A 1978-nucleotide genomic window follows, 5' to 3' on the forward strand; every position below is an offset into this window, starting at 1 on the left:
TGACTCGAGCCAATACCGCAGCCTTCATTAAGCTGCCTCCTTGGACCGTTAAAGACACCATGACGACGAAGAAAGCAATATTAAAATAGAGTTGAGCATTAGGTAAGCCTGCCATCATAGGGAATACGGCAAGGATGATAGGAACGGCGCCACGCAAACCGACCCAAGAGACAAACCAACGCTCGCGCGTATTAAAGCTTTTAAATGGTAACAACCCGATCCAAACAGAAATTGGACGAGCGAAAATAATCATACCAAACGCTAGGGCTAAGGCTGGGAGCATAATATCAAGTAAAGTGGAAGGCGTGACGAGTAAGCCTAGAACTAAGAACATCACTATCTGGCTAAGCCATGTCATGCCATCTAATACACTCAAAATAGAATGACGCGAGCATGTGGGTTTATTGCCGATAAGCAAACCCACCAAATAGATAGATAAGATGCCGCTGCCGCCAAGACTGTTTGAGAATGCAAACAAGGCGACACCACCACTTAACACCAAAATAGAGTATAAGCCTTCCGGTAACTGTATTCGATTTACGAGTGACCAAAGTAACCAACCACCTGCGCCACCAACAAGCGCACCAACGCCAAACTGCAAAGCAAAACTGGATAAAAGAAAACTGATGCCTAAATCGGTAGCTGGATTGGCTAACACGGCAATAAGAGTGACCGTGAGGAAAACGGCCATCGGGTCATTGGTTCCAGACTCTATCTCTAAAGTTGCACCAACACGGTCATTCAAGCTTTGCCCTTTCAACAAAGAAAATACCGCCGCTGCATCGGTAGAACCAACAATCGCGCCAACAAGAATCCCTTGAATTAAAGTGAGGTCAAACAACCAAGCCGCCATCAATCCCGTTAACGTTGCCGTCATTGCTACGCCGATGGTCGCCAAAGAAAGTGAGGGCCAAAACGCGACTTTGAAACTAGAGACTTTGGTTCGCATTCCCCCATCAAGCAAAATCACGGCAAGAGCTAGATTGCTCACAAGGTAAGTAAGCGAATAGTCATCAAAATTGATCCCACCAGGCCCATCTTCTCCAGCAAGCATGCCAACGAAAAGAAAAATGACCAGAATAGGAATGCCAAGCTTGGAAGAGGCTCGGGTAAGCACAACACTCAGTGCTATCAACGCTGCCCCCGTAAGAAACAAACTATTTATTGTTTGGACGTCCAATCAACTCCCCTTACTACTAAAAACATCGACTATGGAATGGTTAAAATACAGATTTATAGATTACCAACATACGCAATCGCATGATTATCAATGTGGTATTTTACACATTATCTTGTTCCATAATGGCAAATTAATGACTCTATTTGTCTAATATCTTAATAAAAAATGAACAAACCTTAGACCTTTGGCTAAATTAACATCACCTTAACATCACACTTTCCCTCCAAACACCAATGAGATCCTTATTTTTAAAGGTTTATTCGTTTTTTACCCACGACTAAAGTTGAAAAGATCCATTACTCACTCCTTGCTATTGTAGAAAATGAAACATTTCATTAACAATACAACATAGCAAGGAGACGGCAATGGCGATTGAAAATCAAGAGCGTGCCAAGGCCTACTGGGACAAAAATGTAAGACTCATGATCGGTCTAATGGTTGTTTGGTTCTTAGTTTCTTTTGGTTGCGGCATCTTATTTGTTGATGTTCTTAACCAGTTCCAACTAGGTGGATACAAACTGGGTTTCTGGTTTGCACAGCAAGGGTCTATTTACGCATTTTTAGCAATCATCTTTTATTATGCGTGGAGAATGAGACAAATCGACCGCGAATTTAATGTAGACGAATAAGGAATACGTCAGATGGACTTGAAAACTATCACCTATCTCGTAGTAGGTGCCACATTTCTTCTCTATATCGGTATCGCCATTTGGGCGCGTGCTGGTTCAACCAAAGAATTTTACGTCGCTGGCGGTGGTGTCAACCCAATAGCAAATGGTATGGCAACGGCCGCTGACT

General features: G+C 43.0%; 2 protein-coding genes. One reads left to right on the plus strand and one right to left on the minus strand.

Annotated features, from left to right (window positions below; translation table 11 throughout):
* On the minus strand, nucleotides 1-1180 hold a 1180-nt coding region (locus tag ACP45E_RS08415; protein WP_069584883.1), incomplete at its 3' end, for a potassium/proton antiporter.
* Between the two features lie 365 nt (nucleotides 1181-1545).
* On the opposite strand from ACP45E_RS08415, the gene ACP45E_RS08420 reads away from it, so the two are divergent.
* Nucleotides 1546-1809 carry a DUF4212 domain-containing protein gene (locus tag ACP45E_RS08420; protein WP_017035710.1) on the plus strand — a complete coding sequence of 88 codons (264 nt, stop codon included), beginning with the start codon at nucleotides 1546-1548 and terminating at the stop codon, nucleotides 1807-1809.
* Nucleotides 1810-1978: the final 169 nt, after the last annotated feature.

Source organism: Vibrio genomosp. F10 str. 9ZD137, from assembly GCF_049974785.1.
Lineage (GTDB): Bacteria > Pseudomonadota > Gammaproteobacteria > Enterobacterales > Vibrionaceae > Vibrio.

Excerpts from the sequence above, each read along its gene's own strand:
- ACP45E_RS08420 (WP_017035710.1), top strand. The coding sequence starts at position 1,546 with ATGGCGATTGAAAATCAAGAGCGTGCCAAGGCCTACTGGGACAAAAAT.